Genomic DNA, 202 nt, shown 5'->3' with positions numbered 1-202 from the left:
AATTGACTAGCTTTTTAGTCCGAGTACAATTTTGATAATAGAAAAGTTTATTGACATAGAGGTAGACTTCTTGTTAAGATATAGTTATTCAATTTTGAGTGGACTAAAAAAGTTAAGTGACGATAGCTAGGAGATACACCTGTACCCATGCCGAACACAGTAGTTAAGCCCTAGAACGCCTGAAGTAGTTGGGGGTTGCCCC

The 202-nt window shown here is 38.1% G+C and carries 1 rRNA gene; it reads left to right on the top strand.

Annotated features, from left to right (window positions below):
• Positions 1-112: 112 nt before the first annotated feature.
• Positions 113-202 (top strand): 5S ribosomal RNA (gene rrf, locus AT575_RS10520); the annotation flags it as partial.

Source organism: Streptococcus penaeicida, assembly GCF_002887775.1.
In the GTDB taxonomy this organism is placed as follows: Bacteria; Bacillota; Bacilli; order Lactobacillales; family Streptococcaceae; genus Streptococcus; species Streptococcus penaeicida.
Note: the sequence above shows the minus strand (reverse complement) of the source record. Positions and strands in the feature narration are given on the sequence as shown.